Annotated in this window: 22 protein-coding genes and 1 CRISPR repeat array; of the genes, 17 read left to right on the top strand and 5 right to left on the bottom strand. The window is 67.3% G+C overall.

Annotation, left to right across the window (positions count from 1 at the left end; genetic code table 11):
- Positions 1 to 210: 210 nt before the first annotated feature.
- From Amac_RS11955 to Amac_RS11885, 15 genes are all read left to right on the top strand, one after another.
- Positions 211 to 1,152, top strand: a complete 942-nt coding sequence (locus tag Amac_RS11955; protein ID WP_170322449.1) for a P1 family peptidase — start codon at positions 211 to 213, stop codon at positions 1,150 to 1,152.
- On the top strand, positions 1,149 to 2,228 hold the full coding sequence (locus tag Amac_RS11950; protein WP_155354417.1) for a C45 family autoproteolytic acyltransferase/hydrolase: 1,080 nt from the start codon (positions 1,149 to 1,151) through the stop codon (positions 2,226 to 2,228). The genes Amac_RS11955 and Amac_RS11950 overlap by 4 nt, the downstream gene beginning before the upstream one ends.
- Positions 2,229 to 2,237: 9 nt before the next feature.
- Positions 2,238 to 3,461 carry a serine hydrolase domain-containing protein gene (locus tag Amac_RS11945; protein ID WP_155354416.1) on the top strand — a complete coding sequence of 408 codons (1,224 nt, stop codon included), beginning with the start codon at positions 2,238 to 2,240 and terminating at the stop codon, positions 3,459 to 3,461.
- Positions 3,462 to 3,476: 15 nt separating this feature from the next.
- On the top strand, positions 3,477 to 4,511 hold the full coding sequence (locus Amac_RS11940; protein WP_155354415.1) for a LacI family DNA-binding transcriptional regulator: 1,035 nt from the start codon (positions 3,477 to 3,479) through the stop codon (positions 4,509 to 4,511).
- A gap of 192 nt (positions 4,512 to 4,703) precedes the next feature.
- The gene (locus Amac_RS11935; protein ID WP_170322448.1) at positions 4,704 to 6,422 is read left to right on the top strand and encodes an MOSC domain-containing protein; all 1,719 of its coding nucleotides are present in this window, start codon (positions 4,704 to 4,706) and stop codon (positions 6,420 to 6,422) included.
- Between the two features lie 346 nt (positions 6,423 to 6,768).
- The gene (locus Amac_RS11930) at positions 6,769 to 7,482 is read left to right on the top strand and encodes a VIT1/CCC1 transporter family protein (RefSeq protein WP_155354413.1); all 714 of its coding nucleotides are present in this window, start codon (positions 6,769 to 6,771) and stop codon (positions 7,480 to 7,482) included.
- Between the two features lie 26 nt (positions 7,483 to 7,508).
- The gene (locus tag Amac_RS11925) at positions 7,509 to 7,883 is read left to right on the top strand and encodes a BlaI/MecI/CopY family transcriptional regulator (protein WP_155354412.1); all 375 of its coding nucleotides are present in this window, start codon (positions 7,509 to 7,511) and stop codon (positions 7,881 to 7,883) included.
- Positions 7,873 to 8,760, top strand: coding sequence for a M56 family metallopeptidase (locus Amac_RS11920; protein ID WP_155354411.1), 888 nt, complete (start codon positions 7,873 to 7,875; stop codon positions 8,758 to 8,760). The genes Amac_RS11925 and Amac_RS11920 overlap by 11 nt, the downstream gene beginning before the upstream one ends.
- 112 nt (positions 8,761 to 8,872) lie before the next feature.
- On the top strand, positions 8,873 to 9,928 hold the full coding sequence (locus Amac_RS11915; protein ID WP_155354410.1) for an iron ABC transporter substrate-binding protein: 1,056 nt from the start codon (positions 8,873 to 8,875) through the stop codon (positions 9,926 to 9,928).
- A gap of 2 nt (positions 9,929 to 9,930) precedes the next feature.
- A complete protein-coding gene (locus tag Amac_RS11910; protein WP_218041028.1) occupies positions 9,931 to 11,481 on the top strand; it encodes an ABC transporter permease in 1,551 nt (516 codons plus the stop codon).
- Positions 11,478 to 12,521, top strand: coding sequence for an ABC transporter ATP-binding protein (locus tag Amac_RS11905; protein WP_155354409.1), 1,044 nt, complete (start codon positions 11,478 to 11,480; stop codon positions 12,519 to 12,521). The genes Amac_RS11910 and Amac_RS11905 overlap by 4 nt, the downstream gene beginning before the upstream one ends.
- A gap of 41 nt (positions 12,522 to 12,562) precedes the next feature.
- Positions 12,563 to 14,272, top strand: a complete 1,710-nt coding sequence (locus tag Amac_RS11900) for an RNA/DNA-binding domain-containing protein (RefSeq protein WP_155354408.1) — start codon at positions 12,563 to 12,565, stop codon at positions 14,270 to 14,272.
- An 87-nt stretch (positions 14,273 to 14,359) separates the two neighbouring features.
- Positions 14,360 to 15,493 (top strand): amidohydrolase family protein, encoded by a 1,134-nt coding sequence (locus Amac_RS11895; protein WP_307729722.1) that lies wholly within the window; start codon positions 14,360 to 14,362, stop codon positions 15,491 to 15,493.
- A gap of 14 nt (positions 15,494 to 15,507) precedes the next feature.
- Positions 15,508 to 16,632, top strand: a complete 1,125-nt coding sequence (locus Amac_RS11890) for a Gfo/Idh/MocA family protein (protein ID WP_218041027.1) — start codon at positions 15,508 to 15,510, stop codon at positions 16,630 to 16,632.
- Positions 16,629 to 17,684, top strand: a complete 1,056-nt coding sequence (locus Amac_RS11885; protein WP_155354405.1) for a Gfo/Idh/MocA family protein — start codon at positions 16,629 to 16,631, stop codon at positions 17,682 to 17,684. The genes Amac_RS11890 and Amac_RS11885 overlap by 4 nt, the downstream gene beginning before the upstream one ends.
- 298 nt (positions 17,685 to 17,982) lie before the next feature.
- On the opposite strand, the gene Amac_RS11880 is transcribed toward Amac_RS11885, so the two are convergent.
- Positions 17,983 to 19,050: an amidohydrolase family protein gene (locus Amac_RS11880; protein WP_170322446.1), complete on the bottom strand. Its 1,068-nt coding sequence runs from the start codon at positions 19,048 to 19,050 to the stop codon at positions 17,983 to 17,985.
- Between Amac_RS11880 and Amac_RS11875 the strand changes: the two genes are divergently transcribed.
- Both Amac_RS11875 and Amac_RS11870 read left to right on the top strand, forming a co-directional pair.
- Complete coding sequence (locus Amac_RS11875; RefSeq protein ID WP_155354403.1) at positions 19,049 to 20,143, top strand: Ldh family oxidoreductase; 1,095 nt, start codon at positions 19,049 to 19,051, stop codon at positions 20,141 to 20,143. The two genes, Amac_RS11880 and Amac_RS11875, sit on opposite strands and share 2 nt — an antisense overlap.
- A 10-nt stretch (positions 20,144 to 20,153) precedes the next feature.
- Positions 20,154 to 21,029 carry a fumarylacetoacetate hydrolase family protein gene (locus tag Amac_RS11870; protein WP_155354402.1) on the top strand — a complete coding sequence of 292 codons (876 nt, stop codon included), beginning with the start codon at positions 20,154 to 20,156 and terminating at the stop codon, positions 21,027 to 21,029.
- A 253-nt stretch (positions 21,030 to 21,282) separates the two neighbouring features.
- Positions 21,283 to 21,861: direct repeats of the CRISPR family, unit length 30 nt; unit sequence AGGGACCATCCCCGCGTGCGCGGGGAGCAT.
- Positions 21,862 to 22,104: 243 nt separating this feature from the next.
- On the opposite strand, the gene Amac_RS11865 is transcribed toward Amac_RS11870, so the two are convergent.
- Genes Amac_RS11865 through Amac_RS11850 form a run of 4 tightly spaced genes read right to left on the bottom strand, consistent with a single transcriptional unit; the run spans position 22,105 to position 25,632 of the window.
- The gene (locus tag Amac_RS11865) at positions 22,105 to 22,848 is read right to left on the bottom strand and encodes an ABC transporter ATP-binding protein (protein ID WP_155354401.1); all 744 of its coding nucleotides are present in this window, start codon (positions 22,846 to 22,848) and stop codon (positions 22,105 to 22,107) included.
- The gene (locus Amac_RS11860; RefSeq protein WP_155354400.1) at positions 22,841 to 23,710 is read right to left on the bottom strand and encodes an ABC transporter permease; all 870 of its coding nucleotides are present in this window, start codon (positions 23,708 to 23,710) and stop codon (positions 22,841 to 22,843) included. Before Amac_RS11860 ends, Amac_RS11865 begins: the two co-directional genes overlap by 8 nt.
- A gap of 14 nt (positions 23,711 to 23,724) precedes the next feature.
- Positions 23,725 to 24,564: an ABC transporter permease gene (locus Amac_RS11855; RefSeq protein WP_155354399.1), complete on the bottom strand. Its 840-nt coding sequence runs from the start codon at positions 24,562 to 24,564 to the stop codon at positions 23,725 to 23,727.
- Between the two features lie 9 nt (positions 24,565 to 24,573).
- Positions 24,574 to 25,632 (bottom strand): substrate-binding domain-containing protein, encoded by a 1,059-nt coding sequence (locus Amac_RS11850; RefSeq protein ID WP_155354398.1) that lies wholly within the window; start codon positions 25,630 to 25,632, stop codon positions 24,574 to 24,576.
- Positions 25,633 to 25,811: the final 179 nt, after the last annotated feature.

The raw sequence follows: 25,811 nt of genomic DNA, 5'->3' as shown, positions 1-25,811 counted from the left end.
CGCCGCCTCCTTTCCGGTGCCGTATCGATTCGGCGTGTCGGCGATCCTGCACGACTTGCTTTCGTACGTCAATGCCCCTATCAGGCCCGCCGCGGCGCGGTCGTCGAGACGTGCCCGCAGGTGAGAGCGGGCTTTGACGGTTGTAGGCGAGCGGTGATAGGTATGCCGTATCGATTCGGCATCAGCCGATCGGAAGACGAGGAGGGCTTGATGCCGACCATCAGCCGAGCGGATCGAGCCGCGAGCCTGGCGTTCGACTTTCCAGGCCTGCGGATCGGCACGGCCGAATACGCCGATGGGCCCACCGGGTGCACGGTGCTGCGCTTCGACCGCAAGGCGAGGATGCACGTCGACCCGCGCGGGGGAGCCGTCTGCTACGCCGCGTCGTCCCGCTCGATCGAGGCCCTCGGCTTCGCCGGCGGCTCGGTGTACGGCCTGGACACCCTCGGCGGCATCCGCTCCGCCTTACGCGACGACGGCCGAAACCCCACCGACTGGGCCCAACTCCCGCTGGTCGCCGGTGCCTGCGTGTACGACTTCGTCGGCCGCGCCACCACCACGACCCCCGACCACCTCCTTGGCCGCCAGGCATGCCTTTCGGCCATCGAAGGTCATATCCCCGTAGGCCGTCACGGCGCGGGCGCACATGCCACGGTCGGTGACGCGATCTCCGTCGATCGGGTCGAATGGGGCGGCCAGGGAGCCGCGTTCGCGCAGGTCGGCGACGTCCGGGTGCTCGTCGTCACCATCGTCAACGCGCTCGGCGCGATCACCGACCGCGCCGGGCGGACCGTGCGCGGCAATCGGGACCCCGGCACGGGCGATCGCGCCGACGTCCTCACCGAGATACGCGCATCGCTCGAATCCGGGCGGACAACCCAGCCACCTTCGGGAAACACCACCGTGACCGCCCTGGTCACCAACGTCTCCCTCGACGACCACGAACTGCGCGACCTGGCGCGCGCGGCCCACACGGCGATGGCCCGAGTCATCCGCCCGTTCCACACACCTTTTGATGGCGATGTGCTGTTCGCCCTGTCCACGGCGGAAATCTCCGCTGGCACGCTCGACCCGGTGTCCATGAGCGTGCTCGGGGGCGAGGTCGCCTGCGACGCCGTACTTTCGATCACAGACCAGGCGGTGCCGCGATGACCGTCCGCCATTTGCGCACGGACGCGCTCGATCCGTACATCCGGGGTGAAGAGCTCGGCAGGCGCATGGCAGCTGAGATCGCCACAAACGTCCGCGACTACGAGCGCCTCTTCGAGGCAGTCAAAGTGACCACCGACCTCCCCACGCTCGGCTCCGCAGCGATCGACCAGGTCCTAGCCTGGGCCCCCAGCCTGGTACGCGAATGGGAAGGCCTCGCCGTCGGATCCGGTCTCGACCTGTGGCGGATCGGCGTGCTCAACGCCCGTACCGAGATCCTCGCCACGGTCGAGGCGATCGGCGAGGGTGAGTGCTCCGTCGCCGTGTACGCACCGGGACAGGGTTCGCCCCGGAGCGTACAGACCTGGGACTGGCACGACGCGTTCGAGAGCGAGCGCTTCATGGTCACCCACCCGGTCGAGGGCGGCGCGCGACTGCGCTACTTCACCGAAGCCGGACTCACCGGCAAGATCGGTATCGCGGCCCGCGACCAGGGCACGCTCGGGCTGCACCTCAACATCCTCCACCATTCGAGCGACGGCGACGGCCTCGGCGTCCCGGTCCACGCCGTCCTGCGCCGGATCCTCGAATGCGCCGACTCCTTGGAAAGCGCCGCCGACATCGCCCGCTCGGCCGCGGTCTCGGCCTCCTCGGCGCTCACCGTCGTCGGCTACGAGCAGGGCCGCTCCTGGGCGGCCACCCTGGAGATCTGCCCCGACGGCGTCGCCATCGTGCCCCCCGACGAGGACGGGTTCCTCGTGCACACCAACCACTTCATCGACCCCACCCTGGCCGAAGGCGATCTGATGCCCAAGTCGTCCGACACGTGGGACCGGATGGCGGTGCTCGGGCGGCAGCGCGAGCTGCTTCGCTCCCCGCTCGTGGAGGAACGGTTCGCGTTCCTCCGCCGGCACGCCGCGGATGGCGGCGCCGTCTGCTGCCATCCCAACCCCGAGCTGGCCTTCGAGCACCGCTGGCGCAGCCTCATCACCATCGACCTCGACTACGACCAGCACGTCGTCAGGCACGTCGACGCGGGTCCCTGCCAGCACGACGTACTCGGCCATCGGACCTTCTAGGAGTTTCCCATGATCGAATTTTCCACCAAGCCTGACGCCGCCCGGCTGGGCATCATGCAGGGCACGCCCCCGCCGCCGGACAAGAGGGTGACGCTCGCCAACTGGATGAAGGGTCCGTACAACCAGTGGGGGTTCCAGCACGTGCGCGAGCTGATCCCCACCGCGCCGATCCGGCGCGGTCCCGGGCCGATCTGGGAGCTGCCGCGTGCGCCGCGGGCCCTCCGGGACGTGGACATCGTGGCCGGGCCGTGGGGGCCGATGTCCTTCGGGCGGCTCCTCGACGACACGTTCACCGACGCCATCGCGGTCCTGCACCGGGGGAGTCTCGTCTTTGAGGAGTACCACAACGCGATGACGCCGGGGACGCCGCACATCGCGATGTCCATGTCGAAGTCCGTCACCGCGACCGTGACGGGTGCGGCCATCGACCGGGGGTTCCTGAGTCCGGACAGTCTGGTCACCGACCTCCTTCCCGAGCTCGCGGGCACAAGCTTCGAAGGCTGCACCGTCCGGCACATTCTCGACATGCGCACCGGCACCCGTCAGGACGTGATCACCGACGAGCAGTCCGACAAGTTCCTGGAAATCCTGCTGTGGCAGCCACCGACTCTTCCGCTGCAGACGCGCAACGTCATCGACTTCTTCTACACGCTCCAGAACTACCGTTCCCATGGCACGCACTATGAGTACCGGTCGATCCTGACGAACGTTCTCGCGTGGCTAACCGAACGTGCGGCCGGAGTGCGCTTCAACGAGTTGGCCTCTGAGCTGCTCTGGAAGCCGCTCGGCGCGGAGTTCGACGCGTCGATCACGGTCGACGGCCACGGAAACGTGGCAGCCGAGATCGGCGTCAGCGCGACCCTGCGCGACCTGGCCAGACTCGGCGAAATGCTCCGCCGCGACGGCCTGGCCGATGCCACGCGTGTCGTGTCCGCTGCCTGGGCCGCCGACACGGTGACGCCCGAGCCCGACTCGATCGAGGCGTTCCGGGAGCGAGGCCGGGTCACCCTGCCCAATGATGAGGCCTACTATCGCAACCAATGGTGGGTGGCCCGGTCGCGCGCCGAAGGCGGTGTCTATCTCGCCCTTGGCATCCATGGTCAGATGATTCTGGTCCACGAGGCCGCGGAGGTCGTCGTCGTCAAGTTGTCCTGCTGGCCGGAGCCGTGGCCCGAGGATCTCGTGCACCCTTCCATCCAGGGTGCGATAAACCTTGCCGAACGCCTCGCCTGACCACGGGAGACTCTGATGGCACCCCCCAAGTCCCGCGTCACGATCAAAGATGTGGCCTCCGCCGCCGGTGTGTCGCCGACCACCGTGTCCGACATCGTCAACGTCAAGGGCCGCGTCGACCCCGAGACACGCGCCCGGGTGTTGAAGGTCGTGGCGGATCTCGGCTGGCGGCCGCTGCGGTCGGCGCGGGGACTGCGCACCGGCCGTCGCGGGATCATCGCGTTGTGCCTGCCCCGGCGGCCGCGGTCGGGCGATTCGTGGGTGCTCACCTCCGATTACGACATGCGTCTCACCATCGGGGCGGTGAGCGCGGCCATGGATCAGGGACAGCTGCTGCTGATGGCGCCGACCCCCGCCAACGATGAGGACGTGGCGCGGCTGGAGGTGGACGGGGTGGTGCTCGTCGACCCGGAAGAGGGCGACCTCAGCCGCCTCGCCCTGCGGCGCAACGGCATGCCGGTGGTCACGGTGGACCGTGAGCTGGGCAGCGACGATCCCTGGTGGGTGGGGGTCGACAACAAGGCCGCCGTGTCGAACATGCTCGACCACCTGCTGGATCAGGGCGCGCAGCGGGTCGCGATGCTCACCGCCGACTCACCCTGGGCGTGGTTCGAGGACACCCAGGCGGCGTACGCATCCTGGTGCGCCAAACACGGATTCGAGAAACTGACCGCACTGGTCGACCGCGCCAACCCGGAGTCGACCGCCGCCGAAGCGTCCACGGTCATGTTGTCATCGGACACGCCACCGGACGCCGTGATAACCGATGTGTACGGCGCTGCTCTCGGTGTCCTGAGGGCGGCCCGTGACCTGGGTTTGCGGGTCCCACAGGATCTCATGATCGGCTCCGCCGTCGACGGCCACGTGCTGGAAACGGCTTCCCCACCGATCACCGCGCTCGACCTGCAGCCAATGGACGTGGCACGTGCGGCGGTGCTGTTGCTCGAACGCCGCATCAATGGCGACGACAACCCCGCACCGGTCATCGTGGGCGAAGGGTACCTGCGCATCCGCACGTCCACGCAGCGGACCTCCGCGGTGAGATCGTGACGGTTGCCGCACCCTCGACAGGGCTCGATAACGCCCGTGATTTCGTGCGCGATCGGTACCGGTTCGCGGCTGCCGAACTCGGCGTCCTCAGCAATGGCTGGTAACGCATCCATAGCTGGACTCGCCACTTACCCGGTGAAAGGGTTCCCCGCAGCATCCCTCGACCAAGTAGAACTCGCCCCTAGCACTGGCATGCCCTACGACCGGCTGCTCGCCGTCCGCAACGGCTCGCCCATCGAAAATGCGACCGGCTGGACCGACAGCGAGCGCTTCCACCGCCTCATGACCACCGAACGCCTGGCCTCGATCGACCTCCGCCTCACCTCCGGCACGCTCGATCTCCGCTTGGGTGAGGATCGCGTCGCACTCGACCTCGAAGGTGATCTGCCGGTACAGGCTCACGGGGCAGCCATCCGGGCCTGGCTCGGCGTGTCGGACCGGGCGGTGGAATTCGTCGCGCGTGGAGCCCATCTGTGGGACCACCGGGATGCCCCGATCTCCATCATCAACCTCGACACCGTCGACGCGCTGAGCAAGGTGATCGGACGTCCGGTGGACTTCCGTCGCTTTCGCGCGAACATCTACCTCCGTGGGCTCGAAGCCTGGACGGAATGGAGCCTCGTCGGAACGACCCTCCGAATCGGCGAAGCCTCCCTCCGGATCATGCGCCCGACCGAACGCTGCCGAGCCACGACGGTCAACCCCGACATCGCACAACGAGACCTCAACATCCCGGCGGCACTCGCCTCTCGCCTCGGACACCTCTACTTCGGCCTGTACGCCGAGGTCGAATCCGGCGGAACCGTCCGCCTGGGAGATCCGGTCCACTTTGACCCGCCGAGCCCGGACGGTGTTTCGCTTGCGACCCCGGACGTGGACGAGGTGTCGTTTAACACCCCAGGCGCGGATGGCTCGGTTCCGTCGATCTCCTGGCCCCGGCCGGTACGGATCGTGAAACGTTGCGCGGAGGACGAGCGCGTAACGAGCTTCTGGCTTGAAGGCAGCCTCCCGCGACCTCTTCCTGGCCAGCACGTTCGCGTACATCTAGAGGATGAATCCGTCACGACATGGCGCTGCTACACGATCTCGGACGTGGAGCGCGACCGATGGCGAATCAGCGTCAAGCGTGAAAAGTCCGGACTTGTCTCGCGTTACCTGCACGATCACGTACAAGTAGGCGACACGCTGACCGTCACCGGCCCCTTCGGCGAGGCGACCGTCGACGGCGATACACCTATTACCCTCATCACAGCTGGCATCGGAATCACCCCTGCGGCAGCGATTGTCGCCGCGATGGCTCGATCCGTTGCCCGTCCTCGCATACAAATCCTCCACACAGCGACAGACTCCACAGCCCTCGGCCTCTGGGCAGAAGTCCGCGACGGTGTCAGATCGCTCGGTGGTCGGTCCACGCTGTATCTCACGCGCGCCGACGCCGAGGAATGCGCCACAGTCGGCGCCGAGCACGGCAGACCGTCGGCCGACGATTTCGCCGAAGCAGCCGCGGCCGGTGGAGTTACCTACATCTGTGGGCCGAACTCGTTCATGCGCACGGTCAGAGACGTTCTGGTCGCCGCCGGAATACCCGCGAACCGAATAGTGACAGAGACGTTCTATTCACCCGCGAATGTGGACCTCGACCCAAGAACCCCCACAAGCACGGGCCCGTTCACCGTCCTCGTCAAAGGCAGATCGCTGACCTGGACACCAGCGGACGGCACACTCCTCGACCTCGTCGAGGGAGCCGGAATCGCCACCCCCTCCGGCTGCCGCGCAGCCGCCTGCGGAACCTGCCTCCAACCGATCACCGGCACCATCGAGTACCTCCTCGACCCTGTCGAGGAACCCCCACCCGGATCCGCACTGCTGTGCTGCACAGTCCCCACCTCCAACCTGATCGTCGGCACCTGACCAAAAGAGCGACGCCCAGGCCTTTCCACTGAACTAAGAGATCACCACGCACTCCCGGCGATCGCCTTGATCGGCATTCCCTCGGCCCGGTGCAGCCGACGGATCTCAGCCCAGTCCTCCACCTTGATCACCCTCCAGAGGATGGAGGGGGCCAATATTCGCGCGCCCTCAGGGGGTCAGTTTTGCCAGCCCAGCACCGGCCCGCACCGGCGTGACGTCGGCCGTCTCAATGACCGAAATTTCGCGAATTGCCTCTCATTCCCCCGCGTCGTATATTCATAACGTAACAAGTGCTACATAGAAACTTATGTTACCCTCACCTAACTTTATCCGGATAGGAAGCCCGATGACCTCTCTTGTCGCACCTCCTGAGTTGCATCATTCGCACCGCGACGTGACCGGCGGCTGGCTGCGACCGGCCACCTTCGGCGTGATGGACGGCCTCGTGTCCAACTTCGCGCTGGTCGCGGGCATTGTCGGTGGCGGCGGGACCGGCTCTGCCGTACTGCTGGCTGGTTTCGCCGGTCTTGTCGCCGGCGCCTGCTCGATGGCGACCGGCGAATACACCTCGGTGTCGTCCCAGACCGAACTCATGCGCGCCGAGATCGCGATCGAACGCCGCGAACTGGAACGCAACCCCGAGGAGGAACTACGCGAACTCACCCTCGTCTACGAGGCCAAAGGACTGCGCCCCGAACTCGCCGCCGAGGTGGCCCGCGAACTCCACCGCCGCCCCGAGGTGGCCTGGCGCGTCCACGTACGCGAGGAACTCGGCGTCGACCCCGACGACCTGCCCTCCCCCTGGACTGCGGCCGCCTCCTCCTTCCTCGCCTTCGCGCTCGGCGCGCTCATCCCGCTGGTGCCCTTCCTCTTCGGCGAAACCAGCCTGGTCCCCGCCCTCATCGCCAGCGCCGTCGCCCTCGCCGTGACCGGCGGGATGGTGGCCCGGCTCACCGCCCGGCCGATGTGGTTCGGCGGCGGCAGGCAACTCCTCCTCGGCGGCCTCTCCGCCGCCGTCACCTACGCCATCGGCCTCCTGGTCGGCGTGGGAATCTCGTAACAGCGCCGGTCCATTACCTTCGTGGTATGAGTCCACGTCGGGCACCGGGAAGCCTGGAGTCGGAGATCCTCGCCATCCTCCACGCCGCTGGCAGGGCAATGTCGCCGGGTGAGGTCCGTGAGGCGCTGGTGGAAGGCGGGAGCGAGCTTTCGTACAGCGCGATCGTCACCACGTTGTCGCGGCTCCACGGCAAGGGCGTGGTGACACGTCAGCGTGCTGGACGCGCGTATCGGTATGCCGCGCCCGCTGATTCCTCGGGTCTGGTGGCATGGCGGATGCGGCGGCTGCTGGACGCCGAAGACGATCACGCGCCGGTGCTGATGCATTTCATCTCCGGCCTGTCGCCGGGGGATGAGGACCTGATCCGCCGGCTTCTTCACGGAGAATCCGATGATGCTTGACCATCTGCTCATCTCAACCGTGACGGCGCCGCTGGCCCTGGTGGCGTCGGTGCTGTTCCTGGCCGACCGGCTCCGGCCCGCCGTAGCCGTGATCGTGTTCACCGGCGCGGCGGTCACGGCGGCGGCGTCCAGCATGGTGTCGGTCGCCGCGATCATCGCCTACGCCGGCGTCGCCGCCGTCCGAGGCGATCGTTTCACCTGGACGACGTGGGTCGCGCTGGGCTTCCTGACCGTGATCGCGATCCTGCTGGTACGGCGGGCGGTGCGGGAACGGCGCTCCTACCGGGCGGCCCGCGAGCTGGCCGCCGCGCTTCCCGGCGACGACCCGGTGGTGTTCGCTCCGGGCGAGGTGGCGGAGGCGTACAGCGTTCCGGGCCGTCCTGGCCGGATCGTCGTGAGCGAGGCGATGCTGCGGGCGCTGAGCGACGAGGACCGGGCGGCCGTGGTCGAGCACGAGCGCGCGCACCTGGCCAAGGGGCATCACATCTGGCTGGCGGCGAGCCGGCTGGCGATCTCGGCCCATCCGTTGTTGTGGCCGGTCCGGCCGGTGATCGCGTACGTGGTGGAGCGCTGGGCGGACGAGCGGGCGGCCACCCGGCTGGGCAACCGCGTCCAGGTCGCCCGGGCGATCGGCGCCGCGGCCCTGGTCGGGTCGCCCGCATCGCCGGGGAACGGTTTTCTGGGCGGTCGCAGGGGCGTTCCCCAGCGGATCTCGGCTTTGCTGGCTCCCTTGCCGCCGATGGGCTATGCGGCATTCCTCATCATTCCCGCGTTCTGTACGGCGGGTTCGCTGGCATGGACAGGTGAGGTGCTGATCGACCTGTCAGAGCTCATCCGGGCCAAACCAGGTGATCCGAAGTGTGGCCCAACAGGGTAAGCGGATCCGGGACGAGGAGGGCGGCGACTAGCCGCCCTCTTTTGTTTAGGTTAGGCTTAGCTAACTTCTACATCCGTGTAGAAGCTGTCTTGCCTATGGAAGGAATCCCCTCGTGCCTCACGCCCCGCGCACGCTGCCCGCGCTTCTGGCCGGTGTGCTGCTCCTGTCCCTGGCCGCCTGCGGTGGTGAGCAGAGCACCAGCACGGCCCCCTCCAGCGCCGCGGCCACCAAGAAGATCACCGTTTACAGCGGCCGCAGCGAGGAGCTGGTCAAGCCGCTGCTGGACAAATTCACCCAGGCCAGCGGAATCACGGTCGACGTGCGGTACGCCGCGACGGCTGCCATGGCCGCCCAGCTGCTGGAGGAGGGGGAGCGCTCGCCCGCGGACGTCTTCTTCGCCCAGGACGCCGGGGCGCTGGGCGCGGTGGCGAAGAAGGGGCTGTTCGCGCCGCTGCCCGCGGACGTCACCTCGCGCGTTCCGGAGACCTACCGCGCCAGAAGCGGCGAATGGGTGGGCGTCACGGCGCGCGCTCGCGTTCTGGTCTACAACCCCGGCAAGGCCCCCGAGCAGGAGCTGCCGGCGTCGGTCTTCGAGCTGACCGACCCGAAGTGGAAGGGGAAAGTGGGCGTCGCCCCCACCAACGCGTCGTTCCAGGCGTTCGTCACCGCTCTGCGCGTACAGCACGGGGAGGACAGGGCCAAGGAGTTCCTGGCCGGTCTGCAGGCCAACGAGCCGCAGATCCGCGACGGCAACGGCCCCATCCTGGAAGAAGTCGACGCCGGGACGATCACGGTCGGCCTGATCAACCACTACTACCTGGGCGAACTGGCCAAGGAACGCGGAGTCACGCCGGACCAGCTCACCGCAAAGCTGCACTTCTTCCCCGGTGGGGACACCGGCGCTCTCGTCAACGTGGCCGGGGTCGGCCTGCTGAAGAAGGCCGCGGCCAACGCCGACGCCAAGGCGTTCGTCGACTACCTCCTCGGGGCTGAGGCACAGGCGTACTTCGCCGAGCAGACCTTCGAGTATCCGGTCGTCGCCGGGGTGACGGGACCTGCGGGGGTGCCCGCGCTCGGCGAACTCCAGGCACCCGACGTCGACCTGAACGACCTCGACGAACTGGAGACCACCATCACCCTGATCAAGGACTCGGGCCTCGTCCCCTGACCATGAGAAAACGCGCCATCCGGCTCCGGCCGGTGATGCTGACGATGGCGGTGCTGGCCGTGGCCGTCGCGCTGCTGCCTGTCGGGTATCTGGCCATTCGGACCGCCGAGGCGGGCTGGGACAAGATCGCGGCCGAGCTGTTCACCGTACGGATCGTGCGGCTCGCTGTCACCACCGTGTCGCTGACGGCGGTGGTGACAGCCGGGTGTCTGGTCCTGGCGGTCGGATCGGCCTTCCTGGTCGTGCGCAGCGACCTGCCCGCCCGGCGGCTGTTCGCCGTGCTGGCCGTACTGCCGCTGGCCATCCCGACCTATGTGGCGGGGTTCGCGTGGCGGTCCACTTTTGATGGGTTCGAAGGGTTCTGGGCGGCCGCGCTGGTGCTGGTGCTCTGCTCGTATCCGTACGCCTTCCTGCCGGTGGCGGCGGCGCTGGTGAACGCCGATCCGGCGCAGGAGGAGGTGTCGCTGGCCCTGGGGCGGACGCCGTGGCAGACGTTCACCGGGGTGACCCTGGGCCAGATCCGGCCCGCGATCGCCGGTGGCGGGCTGCTGGTGGCGCTGTACGTGCTGTCGGACTTCGGCGCGGTCTCCACGCTGCGCGCCGACACCTTCACCCGCGCCGTGTTCGTCGCCTTCGACCTCGGGTTCGACCGTACCGGTGCGCTGGTGCTGTCCACCGCTCTGCTGCTGCTGGCCCTGGTCGTGCTGGTGGCCGAGAACGCCACCCGTACCGTGGGCGCCCGGCATGCGTCGCTGCGGGGCAGCCGCCGCCCGCCGACGCTGATCGGCCTCGGCCGGGCGCGCTGGCCGGTCGCGGTCCTGCTGACCGCGACGGCCTGCCTGTCGCTGGGCGTGACGGCCGTCAGTCTCGTCCGGCGCTTCGCCGAGGGCGTCTCCCGGCCGCGTGGCTGGGCTGAGGTGGCGGAGGCGCTCGGGAACTCGGTGGTCCTGTCGGCCGCCGGAACCGTCCTGACGATGGGGCTGGCCCTGCCCATCGGCCTGCTCGTCGCCCGCGGGCCCGGCCGCACGGCCCGGTTGCTGGACCGGCTCACCTATATCAGCCACGCCCTTCCGGGCCTGGTGGTCGGTCTGTCCCTGGTCTTCTTCGGGATCAATGTCGCGTACCCGATCTATCAGACACCCTGGCTCCTCGCGCTCGGCTACGCGGCGCTGTTCCTGCCGCTGGGCGTGGCGGCCACCGCCGCAGCGGCCGCTCAGTCCCCGCCCGTGCTCGAACAGGTCGCGGCATCGCTGGGACGTTCCCCGCTCACCGTGCTGCGAACGGTGACAATCCCGCTCCTGGCACCCGGCCTGGGCGCGGGCGCCGCCCTCGTATTCCTGGCGTGCATGAAGGAACTCCCCGCCACGCTGCTGCTGCGTCCCACCGGAACCGACACCCTCGCCACCTCGCTGTGGCGCAGCACCTCGGTGGCCGCCTACGCCGCGGCCGCCCCGTACGCCGGCCTGCTGGTCGCCCTGTCGACGATCCCCCCTCTCGTCCTGGCCGCCCGCGCAGGCGTCCTGCAAAAGCCCAGAAAACGGAATCGCTCATGAACGCCCTGGAGATCTCCGCAGCCGTGAAACGCTTCGGGCCGGTCACCGCCCTGGCGGGAGTCGACCTCGCGGTGCCGCCGGGCACGCTGACCGCCGTCCTGGGACCATCCGGCTGCGGCAAGACCACCTTGCTGCGCTGTCTCGCGGGCTTTGAACGCCTCGACACCGGCGACATCCGGCTCAACGGCGCACCCGTCGACGGTCCACGCACGTTCACCTCCCCCCACCGCAGGCGCGTCGCGATCGTCCCGCAGGAGGGCGCGCTCTTCCCGCACCTGTCCGTCGCCGGCAACATCGCGTACGGCCTGCCCCGCGACCACCACCGCACCACCCGAGTCCAGGACCTGCTCACCCTCATGGGCCTGGACGGGATGGAAAACCGATTCCCCCACCACCTGTCCGGCGGCCAGCAGCAACGCGTCGCCGTGGCCAGAGCCCTCGCCCCCCGCCCCGCGCTCATCCTGCTCGACGAGGCATTCAGCGCCCTGGACGCCGGACTACGCGCCGACCTCCGCGACGACGTACGCGCGGCCCTACGCGCGGACGGCGCCACCGCCCTCCTGGTCACCCACGACCAGGCCGAAGCCCTCTCCACAGCCGACCAGATCGCCGTCATGCGAGCCGGCTCGATCCTCCAAGCCGCCCCACCAGAAACCGTCTACCAGGCCCCCGCCACCCCATGGATCGCATCCTTCGTCGGCGGCGCCATGCTCCTACCCGGCCACTGGACCACCCCAACCACGGTCACCACCGCCCTGGGCACCCTCCCCGCGACCGGCATCCACACCACCGCCCCCGTGACCGTAATGATCCGCCCCGAACAGATCACCCTCTCCGACCCCACACCCCCACCCATCCCCGCCAAGGTCATCGACCGCACCTACCTCGGCCATTCAGCCCTGATCCGCCTCGAACTCCCAGACGCGACACCAATCTCAGCCCGAGTCCCCCCAAACCACCTCATCGACCTCGGCTCCCAGGTAGGCCTGACCGTAACCGGCCCATGCCGCGCCTGGCCTGCCTCACTGAGAGACAACTGAGAAGCGTGCTGAATTGACCACTTCTCAGTTATCGTCAAAGCATGGAACGCCCTGAGGTAGACGTGGCGCTGCAGGCGGTGGGCAACAACGGGGTCACCGCCGACTCGCTGGAGTCGGAGACCTTGGAGTTCAAACTGGTCGCGGAATCGGCGAAAACCACCTACACGCTGCTCGCGGATGCGCTCGTCTGCTTCGTCAATGCCGGTGGCGGCACCGTGGTGCTCGGCGTTGACGACAAAGCCACCACGCGGACGGCGGCACTGCGAGGTGTGCCCGCGAGCTACAACCTCGATCAGATCCGCAAGGGCATCTTTGATCGGACACAACCACCCATCACACCTTTCGTGACTGAGAAGACCGTGGACGGCGTTCGTTTGGTCGCCGTGTCGGTTCCCCAGGGGGTGCTGCCGCACTGCAACCGCGCGGGGCTCGCGACCAGGAGGCTGGGGAAGGAATGCCTGCCTTTTCCTCCCGATCAGCAACGCGAAGTGATGATCGCTCGCGGTCAGGTGGACTGGTCGGCTGAATCGTCCGGAGCCCGCATCAGTGATCTGAGCCCGGTGGAAATGGGCAGGCTGCGTCGGCTCCTCGACACCAGCGGTCGTGACCATCTTGTCGAACTCAGTGACAGCGCTCTTATGGACGCGCTCAGGCTGCTCGTATCCGACGGGACGGTCACCAACGCGGGCGTGATCCTGCTCGGGGAGGAGACAATCCTCCAGAAAACCGTTCCCGGATATGGCTACTCCTATCAGTTCCGCCCCACCACGGGCAGTGAAGCCACGCGACGGCTGCGCGGCACGCGCCCGCTCCTGGCGGCCATCGAGACTGTCGTCGAAGCCGTGGCCATCAGGCAGGAGGTTCATCCCCTCAATATTTCCGGCGGTGTTCAACTGCAACTGACGGACTATCCGCATGACGCCGTACGAGAGCTCATCGTCAACGCCTTCATCCACCGCTCGTACGAGACGACGGGAACGGTGGACATCGAGCACTCACCGGAGCGGCTTATCATCATCAGTCCTGGCGGCTTGGTGGCGGGGGTGACCCCGCAGAACATCCTGACCCACCCGTCCACTCCTCGAAACCGCCTCCTCACCGAGACGATCTCGATTCTTCAACTCGCGGAACGTACTGGTCAGGGCATTGACCGCGCGTACCGGGAGATGCTGCGCGTCGGCAAGGAGCCACCGGCTATCGAGGACACCGGCACCATTGTCCGCGCGACCCTGACCGGCGGAATGGGCAACGACGCGTTCGTTCGGTTTATCAACGAGCTTCCCCCCAAGGCCGGACGCGATGTCAATGTGTTGCTGACGCTGACTCACCTCCGTACGAGCAGCAGCATCGACGCCCCGCGCCTGGGCGCGGTCATTCAGCGTCCTCCAGCCGAGGCACAAGAAGTCCTGTCGGCAATGTCAGCGGAGTATCACCTCATAGAACCGACAAGGCGAACGGCGGGAAAGCCGTTTCCGTCGTACCGGCTCCTGTCCGCGACCGTGGCCGCGATGTCGCGTGCGATCACGTACGCCAGGAGGGACGCCGACGAAATCGACCAAAAGATCATCGACCACATCAACGAGTACGGCTACGTGACCAACCGCACGATTCAACGTCTTTTCGACATCCATATCTACGCCGCGCGAGACATCCTCAACAAACTGCAGAAGCGACAGGTTCTAGTGAAACTGAGCGACGCGCGAGGCGGTATCGGAATCCGCTACGGCCGTGGCCCTCAGTTTCCCCAGTGAACTCGCACATGGCGACTCCTGCCCGCGGACGATGGTCACCGGGCGGCCCCGGACGGCAGTGTGGAGCAGCCGTTCGAGCTGGTGGGAATGCGCGGTCCGGCATCTTTCGCCGGCCAGATTGCCGGAAACCCACATTGTCGTGACGGGTGGGCCTCCCTAACGTCGGCACCAGCAGAGACCTGGACGACGGAAGGAACGACCGCGATGACGAGGGCGCATCGGCGTGACGGGCCGGTAATCGACATTCATTGTCATCGTGAGTGTGCTGCGGCCGCTGCCTTGATGGAGGATGCCGCCCGCGCGGCCGGCAAGGTGGCCCTCGGTCATGGGAACGCCACCACGCAGGCGGTGAACCGGCGGCAGCTCGCGGAGATCAGGCCGAAGATGGACATCCTGGATGTTCGGATCGGTGACATGGATCGGATGGGTGTGGACATCCAGGCCGTGGCCGTCGCCGTCTACCAGTACTACTACTGGGCTGACGCTGAGCTCGGCGCCAAGGTGGCGCGGCTGATGAACGAGGAGTTCGTCGAGTCGACCGCGAAGCACTCCGGGCGGTTTCTGCCGCTGGGTACGGTTCCGCTCCAGGACACCGAGGCGGCCATCGGGGAGTTGCGCTACCTGGCGACCGAGCTGGGTATGCGCGGGATCGAGATCGGCACCCACATCGAGGGTGAGGAGATCTCGGCGGCCAGGTTGGATCCGTTCTGGGCCGAGGTTGAGCGGCTCGGTGTCGTCGTGGTGATCCACACCCAGGGGCACACCCACCCGCAGCGGCTGCAGGGCCACAACTTCGTGAACATCATCGGGCATGCCTTCGAGGCGACGCTCGCCACCGCTCACCTGATCTTCGATGGGGTGATCGAGCGCCATCCCGGGTTGAAGATCGTTGTAGTGCACGGTGGCGGCTACCTGCCCGCCTATCCCGGCCGGATCGATCACGGCTGGCGTGCCCGCGCCGATGTCAGCGAGAACGTGCCCGGCCTGCCGGGCGACTACCTGCGCAAGTTCTACTTCGACACCATGGTGTTCGACCCCGGCCAGCTGAAGTTCCTGGTCGATCGTTATGGCGCGGAACATGTCCTGCTCGGCACCGACTATCCGTACGACATGGGAGACGACGACCCGCTCGCACTGATCGGGGCCACGCCCGGCCTCGATCAGCGGCAGGTCGACCTGATCAGCGGCGGCAACGCGGCGCGACTGCTAGGTCTCGCGTAGGAATGAGAGAACAGATGATTGGACTGGCCGTTATCGGATGCGGCACGGTCGGGCGGATTCGCGCGGTGCTGGCCCGGGAGTATCCGGGCGTGACCTGGCTCGGGCTGTGTGACATCGACGCGTCGACGTTGAAGGAACTCGCCGACGACACCCGGGCCGACTTCGTCACCACGGACGCGGCCGAGCTGCTCGACCGTCCCGAGGTCACTGCGGTGATTGTGGCGACCGACGAGAGCCGGCACGTCGACCCGATCCTGTGGTCGGTGGCGCGCGGGTTCCCGCTGTTCATCGAGAAGCCGCTGGCGACCGATCCGGTCGAGTCGGCGCGGGTGCTCGCCGCGGTCGAGGAGAGCGGCGTCGACGCCGTGGTCGGCTACACGCAGCGTTTCCGGCGGCGCTTCCTCGCCGTCAAGCAACGCCTCCGGGACGGCCAGATCGGCCAAGTGACCTCGGTGGTCACCCGCGCCTTCATGAACCGCATGGTCCCCGACGCCACCCTGGGCAAGGTCACCGACACGACCAACCTGACGCCGATGGTGGTCTCCGGAACCCACAGCCTGGACATGAGCATGTGGCTGCTGGAAGGCAGAACCCCCGTCGAGGTGTACGCCCGGTCCACCGACGTGGTTCTCGGCGCCTCCGGCACCAAGGACGGCACCTTCGGCATCTTCACCATGGACGACGGAACCCTGTTCAGCATGAACATCAACTGGGCGCTCCCGTCGATCTGGCCCGGCTCGGTGTACGGCCTGGAGATCGGCATCGTGGGGACCAACGGGGTGATCGACATCGAGGACACCCACCGGGACGTCATCGTCGCCTCCGAACAGCCCCAGCCCGCCGGTTACCGCAGCCGCGGCTTCGAGGCCCCGGCGCCCCGGCACGTCGATTTCCTGGGCAGTTACCCGCCGGGCGATCTGTCGGACGGACTGCTGTGGGGGCCGATGCGCGAGGAGACCATGTCCTGGTTCAGCAGGCTCAGCATGGGAGTCAGGACGCCGCACGCGACCGCGCGGGAGGGCCACGCCAACCTGATGCACACGATGGCGATGGATCTGTCCGCCCGCCGGGGTCAACCCGTCCGCCTGCCGATCAGCCCTGAGGAACTGCGGGACGGCCTGCGAGAGGAAGCGTCATGAATGTCAGCGTCATCGGCACCGGCTGGTGCGGCGGAATCCGGGCTGTCGCCGCGGCCCGCAGCGCTCTGGTGGCCGAACTGCACCTGGCGGAAATCGACCCCGACCGGCTGCGCGAGGTGGCCGAACTGACCATGCCCGCCAGCACCACCACCGACTGGATGGAAATAATCGCCAACGACCGGATCAGCGCGGTCATGGTGTCGGCCACCCCGGAGACCCTGCACTACCCCATGGCCAAGGCCGCGCTCGAAGCCGGCAAACACGTCCTCCTCGAAAAGCCGATGGCGCTGACCCTGGACGAGGCCGACGACCTGATCGCCCTCGCGGAGGCGCGCGGCCTGAAGTTCACCATCGGCTACTCCCAGCGCTTCAACGCCAAGCAGGCGCTGATCAAACGAGCGATCGACGACGGCACCCTCGGCACGGTCACCAGCGTCCTGATCAGCCGCCACATCACCAGATCGCTCGGCGCCAAGATCAGCTCGCGTACCAAACTGTCGCCCGCCGCGATGGAGGCCACCCACGACCTGGACTTCGCCTTCTGGTGCCTCCAGCCACGGCGGCCCGTGCGGGTCTACTCACAGAACGCCTGGGGTGTACGCGCGGCGACCCACGGTTCGCCCGACACGCAATACCTGATCGTCACGATGGACGACGGCACGGTCGTCACTGTCGGCGCTGGCATGTCGCTTCCGCCGGGGTACCCCAACCAGTCGACTACCTGGATGGAAGTCCTGGGCACCGAGGGAGCGATTCTCGCCGACGCCAGCCACCGCGACATCGTGCTGAACACAGTCGGGCAGGGCGTGCAGTTCCCGCTCTCGACCATGCCGGGCGAGTACGTCGGCGAGGTGTATGCGGGTCCCATGGAACGGGAGACGACCCACTTCCTGGAGGCCGTCGCCTACGACCGGCCGGTCATGGTCGATCCCCGGCTGGCTCGCGTGACGATGGAGGTCTACCTGGCCGCCGACCTGTCCGCAGACCGGCACGAGGTGGTCGGCCTGCCACTGACGCCGGATCAGATCGAGGCGGCGCTGAAGATCGCCTAACAGAATGAGCAGGTCACCGCGTTACTCGCCGTTATCCGGCGCCGTTCACGCAGGTGACGGTTCTCGCCGCACCGGCGCCAAGAGCGGCAGCGGCGTTCTGTTGGGCGTTCGAAGGCTGGTCGAGTCTGAGCGGGCGGGTGGTGTTGGCGTCGAGCGCCAGGGGTCTGGCGTTCTAAGGCTGGTCGAGCTTGAGCGGGCGTGTGGTGTTGGCGCTGAGCGCCAGGGGTCTGGCGTTCTAAGGCTGGTCGAGCTTGAGCGGGCGTGTGGTGTTGGCGTCGAGCGCCAGGGGTCTGGCGTTCTAAGGCTGGTCGAGTCTGAGCAGGCGGGTGGTGTTGCCGCCGAGCACCAGCCGACGCTCGTGGTCGTTGAGGTCGACGCGCTCGATGAAGGCGAGTGGGTCCACGGTGCCCATGTCGAACGGGTAGTCGGTGCCGAGGAGTACGTGCTCGGCGCCGAACTCGGTCACCAGGTGGCGGACCATGTCCGGGTCGAAGACGTTCGTGTCGAAGTACAGCTTGCGCAGGTAGTCGCTTGGCCGATGGTCGATGTGTTTGCGCAGTTCGGGGCGTACCTCGAAGGCGTGGTCGGTGCGGGCGAAGTAGAACGGGAGGTAGCCGCCGCCGTGGACGACGATCATCTGGAAGTCGGGGTGCCGGCGCCACACGCCGCCCAGGATCATTCTGGTGGTGGCCAGGGTCGAGGCCAGGGGCATGCACATGACGTTGATCAGGTAGTAGTCGGTCATCCGCTGGCCGTGGGTGAACCCTTGCGGATGCATGATCGCCACCATCTCCAGTTCGGCGGCTGCCTCCCACACGACGTCGAACCGAGGATGGTCGAGGTCCAGCCCAAGCACGTCGGCGCTCAGTTCGAAGCCGTTGAATCCCAGGTCGCGCTTGGCCTCGCGGAGGACCTCGACCGCCAGCTCGGGATGGTTCATCGGCGGGTTCGCCACGGCCGCGAATCGGTGCGGGTGCCGAGCGACGATCTCGGCGAACCGTTCGTGCTGCACCCGGCTGGCCTGGACGGCGTGCGGCTCGTCGAGCCAGTAGAAGTACTCGGTCGGCGGCACCGCAAGCACCTGCAGGTCGACGCCCTGCTTGTCCATGTCGGCCAGTCGGGCTTCGGCGTCCTCGAACTGCGCGGTCTGCCGGGCGCTCGCGCGGTACTCCCGGTTGTAGCGCAGGGTCTCGGCCGAGGAGTACAGGCTGCGCGGCTCGTACTCCGGTTTGAAGAAAGGTCTCGCAATTTCCGCGGCAGCGAGGACCGAAAAGTGCGTGTGCACGTCGACAACGCGGTAGGACGGTTTCTCCGCGACGGTCTGTGTCACTTTCGGCGCCAGTTCGGGCCACCACTCCTCAGTCATGTCGTTCATTCTCGCAATTCGGGCCGCGAACCACCAGGAGTTTTCTGGTATGCGTTATTCTTTTGATGAACTTGTATCATTCTCCACGGAATTGTTTTGTGCTGCCGGAATTCGGGACGAGCATGCGTTGGTGACGGCGCAGCGGCTTACCGAGGCCGATCTCCGGGGCCGTTCCGGGCATGGGCTGATCCGCGTTTCGCCGTACCTGGAGCGGATCAGAGCCGGAGGGATCAACACGCGCGCCGAGCCCCGGATCACGCGCGAGACGGCGGCGAGCGCGCAGATCGACGCCGAGAACGGGCTCGGCCAGGTCGCCATGACCATGGCGACGGAACTGGCCGTCGCCAAGGCCGCGGACGCCGGCATCGCGGTCGTGGGCACCGTCAACTCCAACCACGCGGGAGCCGCGGGGCTGTATCCCGCGATGGCCGCCAGGCACGGAATGGCAGGGGTTTACCTCGCGGTCGCCAACGCCAACGGCATGCCGCCGTGGGGCGGGAACTCCCCGGTGCTGGGCCCCAACCCGATCTCCATCGCGGTCCCCGCCGAACACGGGCCGCCGTTCCTGCTGGACATCGCCACCACGGCCGCCTCCCACGGCGCGATCAAGGTCGCCAGGCAGGCGGGGAGACCACTTCCGGTCGGCTGGGTGGCCGACCGCGAAGGACGGCCGATCACCGACCCGGATCACGCGGACGACGGCTTCCTGCTGCCCATCGGCGGCTACAAAGGATCGGGTCTCACCGTCGCCGCAGGCCTGTTGGCAGGCGTGCTCAACGGCGCGGCCTTCGGCCACGAGGTCGTCGACCATCGTGTGGACAAGGTCACGCCGACGAACACCGGGCAACTGTTCATCGCGCTCCGCGCGGACGTGTTCCGCCCATTGGAGGCCGTCCTGGGAGATGTGACCCGGCACCTGCGGCTCCTGCGCGAATCGGGAAGCCCGTCCGGCGACCCGCTCCGCCTCCCGGGCGACCACGCCGCACGACTGGAGCACGAATATTCGCGCGACGGGCTGCCGATCTCCCCGGCGGTACGCGACGCGCTCAATGCCGAGGCGGCACGCGCGGGGATTCCCCGGCGCCTCCAATAGAAAGGCAGAAATGAAACTAGTGACCTTCGACACCGACTCCGGCACGAGCATCGGGGCATTGCGCGAGAACGGAGACGTCGTCGATTTCGCGACCGATCCCGCATTGCCGCGAACCATGGCGGAATTCGTCGCAGGCGGACGACCCGCCCTCGACCGCGCCGCCCGACTGCTCGCGTCGGCGGCTCCCATTCCGGCGGGCGAGGTGACGCTCCGGGCGCCGATCCGGCCGCGCAACAACGTGATGTGCGTCGGCAAGAACTACCTCGACCACGCCAAGGAGTTCGCGGGAAGCGGCTTCGACGCTTCGCAGCGGCAGACCGTACCCGACGCCCCGGTCGTGTTCTCCAAGGCGCTGTCGTCGATCGTCGGCCCGGGTGAGGACGTCACGGTCTCCGCCGACGCCACGGGCACCAGCGACTACGAGGGAGAGCTCGCCGTCGTCATCGGCGAGGGCGGTTCGCGGATCCCGGCCGCCGAGGCATGGCGGCACGTGTACGGCTACACGATCGTCAACGACCTGACCGTACGCGAGCTGCAGAAACGACATGTGCAGTTCTTCATCGGCAAGAGCGCCGCGACCTATTGCCCGATGGGGCCATGCCTGGTCACCAAGGACGAGATCCCCGACGTCACCGCGCTCTGGGTGCGCACCTCGGTCAACGGCGAACCGCGCCAGGCAGCCCCGCTCGCCGACCTCATCTTCCCCATCCCTACCCTTATCGAGGCGATCTCCGCAGCGGTGACCCTCGAACCAGGCGACGTGATCGCCACCGGCACCCCCTCCGGCGTCGGCATCGGCTTCGACCCACCGCGCTTGCTCGCCCCCGGCGACCTCATCGAGGTGTCCATCGACGGAATCGGCACCCTGACCAACCGTGCCGTGTGAGGAACGACCGTGCCCTACGTGATGTCGTTTTCCTGCCCGTCGACGGCGGCATCGAGCAGTCTGCGGTGACTTGGATTCCTGGGTTTACTGGACTCACAGCTTTGGCGGGTTGAGGCGAGAACTTCGCTCAGTTCTCTGACAGCAAAGTTGTTTCGTTGGCCCATGGGAACGGCTCGCAACACCATGCGTCCGGTCTCCAGTACGGGCTGGCTGCGATCGGCTCCCTCGTTGAGCGTGGTTCGTCCATTGAGCAAGGGACCATCCCCGCATGCGCGGGGAGCATCTCAAGCACGAACGCTTGGGCCAGGCCGGGGCGGGACCATCCCCGCGTGCGCGGGGAACATACCGAAGTCGGCAGGGCGGTTGCCGTGTGACAGGGACCATCCCCGCGTGCGCGGGGAGCATTCGGCCGAGATCAACCAGAGCTTCGCGGACAAGGGACCATCCCCGCGTGCGCGGGGAGCATGCCGCTAGGTCCTGAGCCCCCTCCAGGGAGTGGGGACCATCCCCGCGTGCGCGGGGAGCATGTGCTCGTCAGGCCGGAGAGCAAGGCCGCAGAGGGACCATCCCCGCGTGCGCGGGGAGCATAACGGGATGACCAAGGCAGACCTGATCGAGAAGGGACCATCCCCGCGTGCGCGGGGAGCATCCCGAGGCGGCCGAGCTCGTCGTCAACACCCAGGGACCATCCCCGCGTGCGCGGGGAGCATAGGCCGCCTTCCATCGCCTGGAACGCTTTGGTGGGACCATCCCCGCGTGCGCGGGGAGCATCGTCGCACCGGGCACATGGGGAGTGCGGACGTGGGACCATCCCCGCGTGCGCGGGGAGCATACTGTCTGACCTGCGTTGTTCTCGGCTGCGGGCAGTGATTTTGAGTACTTTTGAAGGATCGGGCATTTCGGGCGGGCTCTCGCTGGTTCATGACGAACCCATTGTTGTGCAGATGGCCGCAGGCGACGGTGCGGGCGTCGAAACGCAGGTGCCAGTCGGCCGTCGATGACTAGGCAGCCGGTGGTAACCGCAGGTGAGGGCGGAGTGAATGTGGGGCCCTGCTTGTCAGGAACGGTCGTCTGGTCAGCGGACGGTCAGCGCGCCGATGCGTTCGAAGGTGCGGAACACCTCCGCCTTGGCCAGCGCCACGTCGGGGTCGGCCGACTCGCGGGGGAAGGGCAGGTCCATGGGGATGTCCTCGGCGAGGCGGCCGCCCTTGGCGAAGACCAGGATGCGGTTGGAGAGTTCGACCGCCTCGCTGACGTCGTGGGTTACGAAGACGACGGTCTTGCCGGTCTCCTGCCACATGTGGTGCAGTTCGGCGCGGAGCGAGCGGGCGGTGATGGCGTCCAGGTGGCTGAACGGCTCGTCCATGAATAGCACGTCCGGCTCGGTGGAGAAGGCGCGCGCGATGCCCACCCGCTGCTGCATGCCGCCGGACAGCTCGCCGGGGAACTTCTTGCCCTTGTCTCCCAGCTGGACCATGTCCAGGTAGCGCTGACAGCGCTGCCTGGTCGGCTCCGACCTGTCCTCCTGCACAAACAGCAGGTTGTCCATGACGGTCCGCCAGGGCAGCAGCCGCGCGGACTGGAAGACGTAACCGGCCCGGGCGGGCCCGCCCTCCTGGGTGATCGTGACCTGGCCGTTGGTCGGTGTCTCGATTCCGCTCAGGATGTTCAACAGGGTCGATTTGCCGCAGCCGGACGCGCCGACCACCGACACGAACACATGCCCGCCGAGCTCCAGGTTCACGTCGTCGAGCGCGACCACTTTGTCGGCGCCCGCCCCGAATTCCTTGTGCAAATTCACGATCTTGATGTCAGCCATGCTGGGGGGTCCTCTGCGGCTCGGTGGTGACGGCGGGCGGCTGGTCGAACGCCTCTTCGGCGACGCTCGCCTCGGGACGCCACCGGAAGATCCGCCGGGAGAGCTTGTCGAACAGGAACTTCTCGAAGAACAGGGCGAAGATGACGAACAGCAGCGCGTAGCCGATCACTCCGTAGGCGCGGTGTGCGTCGTACCAGAACTTGATGGTCCAGCCGGCGCCGTCCTGGCCGCCGAAGACCTCGGCGACCACCAGGCCCTTCCAGCCGAGCGCGAAGGCGTACCGGCCGGCTGCGAACAGGAACGGCATCAGCGAGGGGATAAGCACGTGCCGGATCGCCCGCTCGCGGGGCACGCCGAACGCCCGGGCCATGTCGTAGAGATCGCTCGGCGCGTTCCTGACGCCTTCCCTCACGTTGATGATGACGTACGGCACGCCGGTCAGCACCACCGCGATGATCGGACCGGTGTCGCCGAAGCCGAAGGCCAGGCTGCAGAACAGCGCCCACGCCAGGTTCGGCATCGCCAGGATCGCGACCACCCAGTCGTTGAAGAAGGCGTTCACGGACTTGGACAGGCCCATGGCCAGGCCGACGACCCCGCCCACGACCATCGCGATCAGCATGCCGGCGCCCAGGCGCTGCAGCGAGATCCAGAAGGTCTGGTACACGTTGTGCGGGGCCAGCGTGTTCCCGGTGATCTCGTCCCACATGAACCCGGCGACCTGCCACGGCGTTGGCAGCACGTCCACCGCGAACGGCCAGATCGAGGCGACCAGCTCGATGGTGAGTAACCACACGCCCAGGCACACCAGCGGAAAGGTGAGCCGGCCCGACAGCGGGCCCTTCAGCGCCCTGAAAAGCATGACGACAATTCCCTTCAGGCCTTGAGGCTCGTACGCCAGCTAAAGAAGCGGCGCTCGATGACTTCGAGCACGACCTTCTCCAGGAAGAGGGCGAGGATGTAGAACGCCAGGATCCAGGTCAGGAACTCCGGCAGCCGGAACAACTGGGTCGCCGTCCGCATCTCGAACCCGATCCCGCTGGAGGAGGAGAACACCTCGGTCAGGACGGTCACCTTCCAGGCGATGGAGAACCCGAAGCGGACCCCGGTGAACAGGAACGGCGCCAGGTGCGGCAGCACGATGTGCCGGTTGCGTTTGAGCACGCCGACGCCGAACGACTTGGCCATGTCGATCAGGTCCTTGGGCAACGACTTGATGCCCTCCGACACGTTGACCGTGATGACCGCGAAGGTGGTCAGCACGATCGCCAGCAGCGGGCCCGCCTCGCGGTTGCCGAAGATGATCGCGGTGATCAGCGCCCAGATCAGCCCGGGCGTGGTGATCCCGATGGTGACGGCGTCCCGGAAGAAGCCGTTCAGCCAGCGGTTCTGCATCAGCATTCCGACCAGGACGCCGACCACGAACGCCAGGAAGAAGCCGATCCCGATGCGGGTCAGCGTGGTGGCGAACGCGCTCGGCACCTCGCCTGTCGCCCACAGGTCGGCGAAGGTGGCGAACACCGCGCTCGGTCCTGGGAGCAGGTTCTCGTCCATGAGCCGTCCGGACGAGAACTCCCAGAGGCCGAGGAAGAACAGGTAGCCGGCCAGCCGCCAGCCCCACGTCCTGAGGCGGTCCGCGCGCTCGGTCTTCCTGGCCAGGTCCTCGGCACTGGCGCGGCGCGGCGGACTGGTGGACGGTGCGGTGACGGTCGACACAGGGACTCCTCAGTTGCTCGGCGTGAGCGCGACGAATCGGGGCTTCGGCGCGTCGGCCGCCAGGAAGTTGTGGTTGTCGGGGTGCAGGCCCTTCATCAGGTCCCAGATCTCGGTCTCCACCTTGATCCAGTCCTCCTTCAGGAAGACGTTGTCGACGAACCAGTCCTTGTCCCCGCTGACGAACTCGGTGATGTACGCGATGTCCTCGTCGGTCTCGACGGAGAAGTGCTGCGGGAACTTCTTGACGGTCTCGGCCTTCTGCTGCTTCCACATCTCGACGCCGCTCTGCCACAGCTCCAGGAATTTCACCGCCAGATCCTGGTTCGCGTCGAACCACTTCTCGGTGGCCACGAAGTTGTTGCCCGAGACGTGCAGCTGGCCGTCGTTGCTGGGGGCGAACTCCTGGTAGAGCTGGAAGGGCAGCTTGCCGTCGTACATGATCTCCAGTTCGCCCTTGCGCATCTGGGGGACCGCGGCCTCGGGGATGATCGCCGCGGCCTCGCAGTCGCCCCTGAGCAGGTTGGTGGGGTTCACGAAGTGGTCGTTGACGACCAGGTTGAAGTCGCCGCCGCCGACCCGGTAGTCGAGGTTGTGCATGCGCTTGGCGGCGAGCGTCCAGAACCCGGTGTTCGACGTCGGCCCGGACACGCAGATCTTGGACCCCTTGGGGATGTCGGCGAGCGTCTTGTACGGATCTCCCGCCCGCCGGTACAGCGGAACCCGCTGGTAGTTGTACTTGCCGAACGTCACCGTCTTGATCTTCGTCTCGGCCTCCAGCACCGGGGTCTCCTGGGTGGCCATCGACACGATGTCGCCGTGCCCGCCGGCGAAGTAGGTGAACTCATCCCAGGTCGTGCTGGTCTCGATGCGGACGTTGTTCTCCTGCTCCCACTTCTGGATGGTGCCTGCCTGCTTCATCAGGTCCCAGACGGGGTCGGGGGCGAACGCGAAGCGGATGACCTTGGCGCCCTCGGCGGTCCCGCCCCCGCCGCCGCTTCCGCAGCCTGCCGCGATCATCGCCACCGTCGCGGCGACTGCGATGGTCTTGAGTCCGTTGGTGATTTTCACGGGTGCCTACCCTTCTCGCGGGCCGTTGCGGCCTCGGCGTCACCGGGGAGTGCACGGGTGGCCGACCTGTGACGCGTGTCACCGATTAGACTGAGGTGCTCTTCTGGACGCACTGACAGTTCGCGTGATTTTTGGCCGGAGACGGTGCCGCAGACTGTAACGCGGGGGTTAACGGTCAC

It is taken from the genome of Acrocarpospora macrocephala, assembly GCF_009687865.1.
In the GTDB taxonomy this organism is placed as follows: Bacteria; Actinomycetota; Actinomycetes; order Streptosporangiales; family Streptosporangiaceae; genus Acrocarpospora; species Acrocarpospora macrocephala.
This window is presented reverse-complemented; position numbering and strand designations above follow the sequence as displayed.

Excerpts from the sequence above, each read along its gene's own strand:
- Amac_RS11955 (WP_170322449.1), top strand. The coding sequence starts at position 211 with ATGCCGACCATCAGCCGAGCGGATCGAGCCGCGAGCCTGGCGTTCGAC.
- Amac_RS11950 (WP_155354417.1), top strand. The coding sequence starts at position 1,149 with ATGACCGTCCGCCATTTGCGCACGGACGCGCTCGATCCGTACATCCGG.
- Amac_RS11945 (WP_155354416.1), top strand. The coding sequence starts at position 2,238 with ATGATCGAATTTTCCACCAAGCCTGACGCCGCCCGGCTGGGCATCATG.
- Amac_RS11940 (WP_155354415.1), top strand. The coding sequence starts at position 3,477 with ATGGCACCCCCCAAGTCCCGCGTCACGATCAAAGATGTGGCCTCCGCC.
- Amac_RS11935 (WP_170322448.1), top strand. The coding sequence starts at position 4,704 with ATGCCCTACGACCGGCTGCTCGCCGTCCGCAACGGCTCGCCCATCGAA.
- Amac_RS11930 (WP_155354413.1), top strand. The coding sequence starts at position 6,769 with ATGACCTCTCTTGTCGCACCTCCTGAGTTGCATCATTCGCACCGCGAC.
- Amac_RS11925 (WP_155354412.1), top strand. The coding sequence starts at position 7,509 with ATGAGTCCACGTCGGGCACCGGGAAGCCTGGAGTCGGAGATCCTCGCC.
- Amac_RS11920 (WP_155354411.1), top strand. The coding sequence starts at position 7,873 with ATGATGCTTGACCATCTGCTCATCTCAACCGTGACGGCGCCGCTGGCC.
- Amac_RS11910 (WP_218041028.1), top strand. The coding sequence starts at position 9,931 with ATGAGAAAACGCGCCATCCGGCTCCGGCCGGTGATGCTGACGATGGCG.
- Amac_RS11905 (WP_155354409.1), top strand. The coding sequence starts at position 11,478 with ATGAACGCCCTGGAGATCTCCGCAGCCGTGAAACGCTTCGGGCCGGTC.
- Amac_RS11900 (WP_155354408.1), top strand. The coding sequence starts at position 12,563 with ATGGAACGCCCTGAGGTAGACGTGGCGCTGCAGGCGGTGGGCAACAAC.
- Amac_RS11895 (WP_307729722.1), top strand. The coding sequence starts at position 14,360 with ATGCGCGGTCCGGCATCTTTCGCCGGCCAGATTGCCGGAAACCCACAT.
- Amac_RS11890 (WP_218041027.1), top strand. The coding sequence starts at position 15,508 with ATGATTGGACTGGCCGTTATCGGATGCGGCACGGTCGGGCGGATTCGC.
- Amac_RS11885 (WP_155354405.1), top strand. The coding sequence starts at position 16,629 with ATGAATGTCAGCGTCATCGGCACCGGCTGGTGCGGCGGAATCCGGGCT.
- Amac_RS11875 (WP_155354403.1), top strand. The coding sequence starts at position 19,049 with ATGTCGTTCATTCTCGCAATTCGGGCCGCGAACCACCAGGAGTTTTCT.
- Amac_RS11880 (WP_170322446.1), bottom strand. The coding sequence starts at position 19,050 with ATGACTGAGGAGTGGTGGCCCGAACTGGCGCCGAAAGTGACACAGACC.
- Amac_RS11870 (WP_155354402.1), top strand. The coding sequence starts at position 20,154 with ATGAAACTAGTGACCTTCGACACCGACTCCGGCACGAGCATCGGGGCA.
- Amac_RS11865 (WP_155354401.1), bottom strand. The coding sequence starts at position 22,848 with ATGGCTGACATCAAGATCGTGAATTTGCACAAGGAATTCGGGGCGGGC.
- Amac_RS11860 (WP_155354400.1), bottom strand. The coding sequence starts at position 23,710 with ATGCTTTTCAGGGCGCTGAAGGGCCCGCTGTCGGGCCGGCTCACCTTT.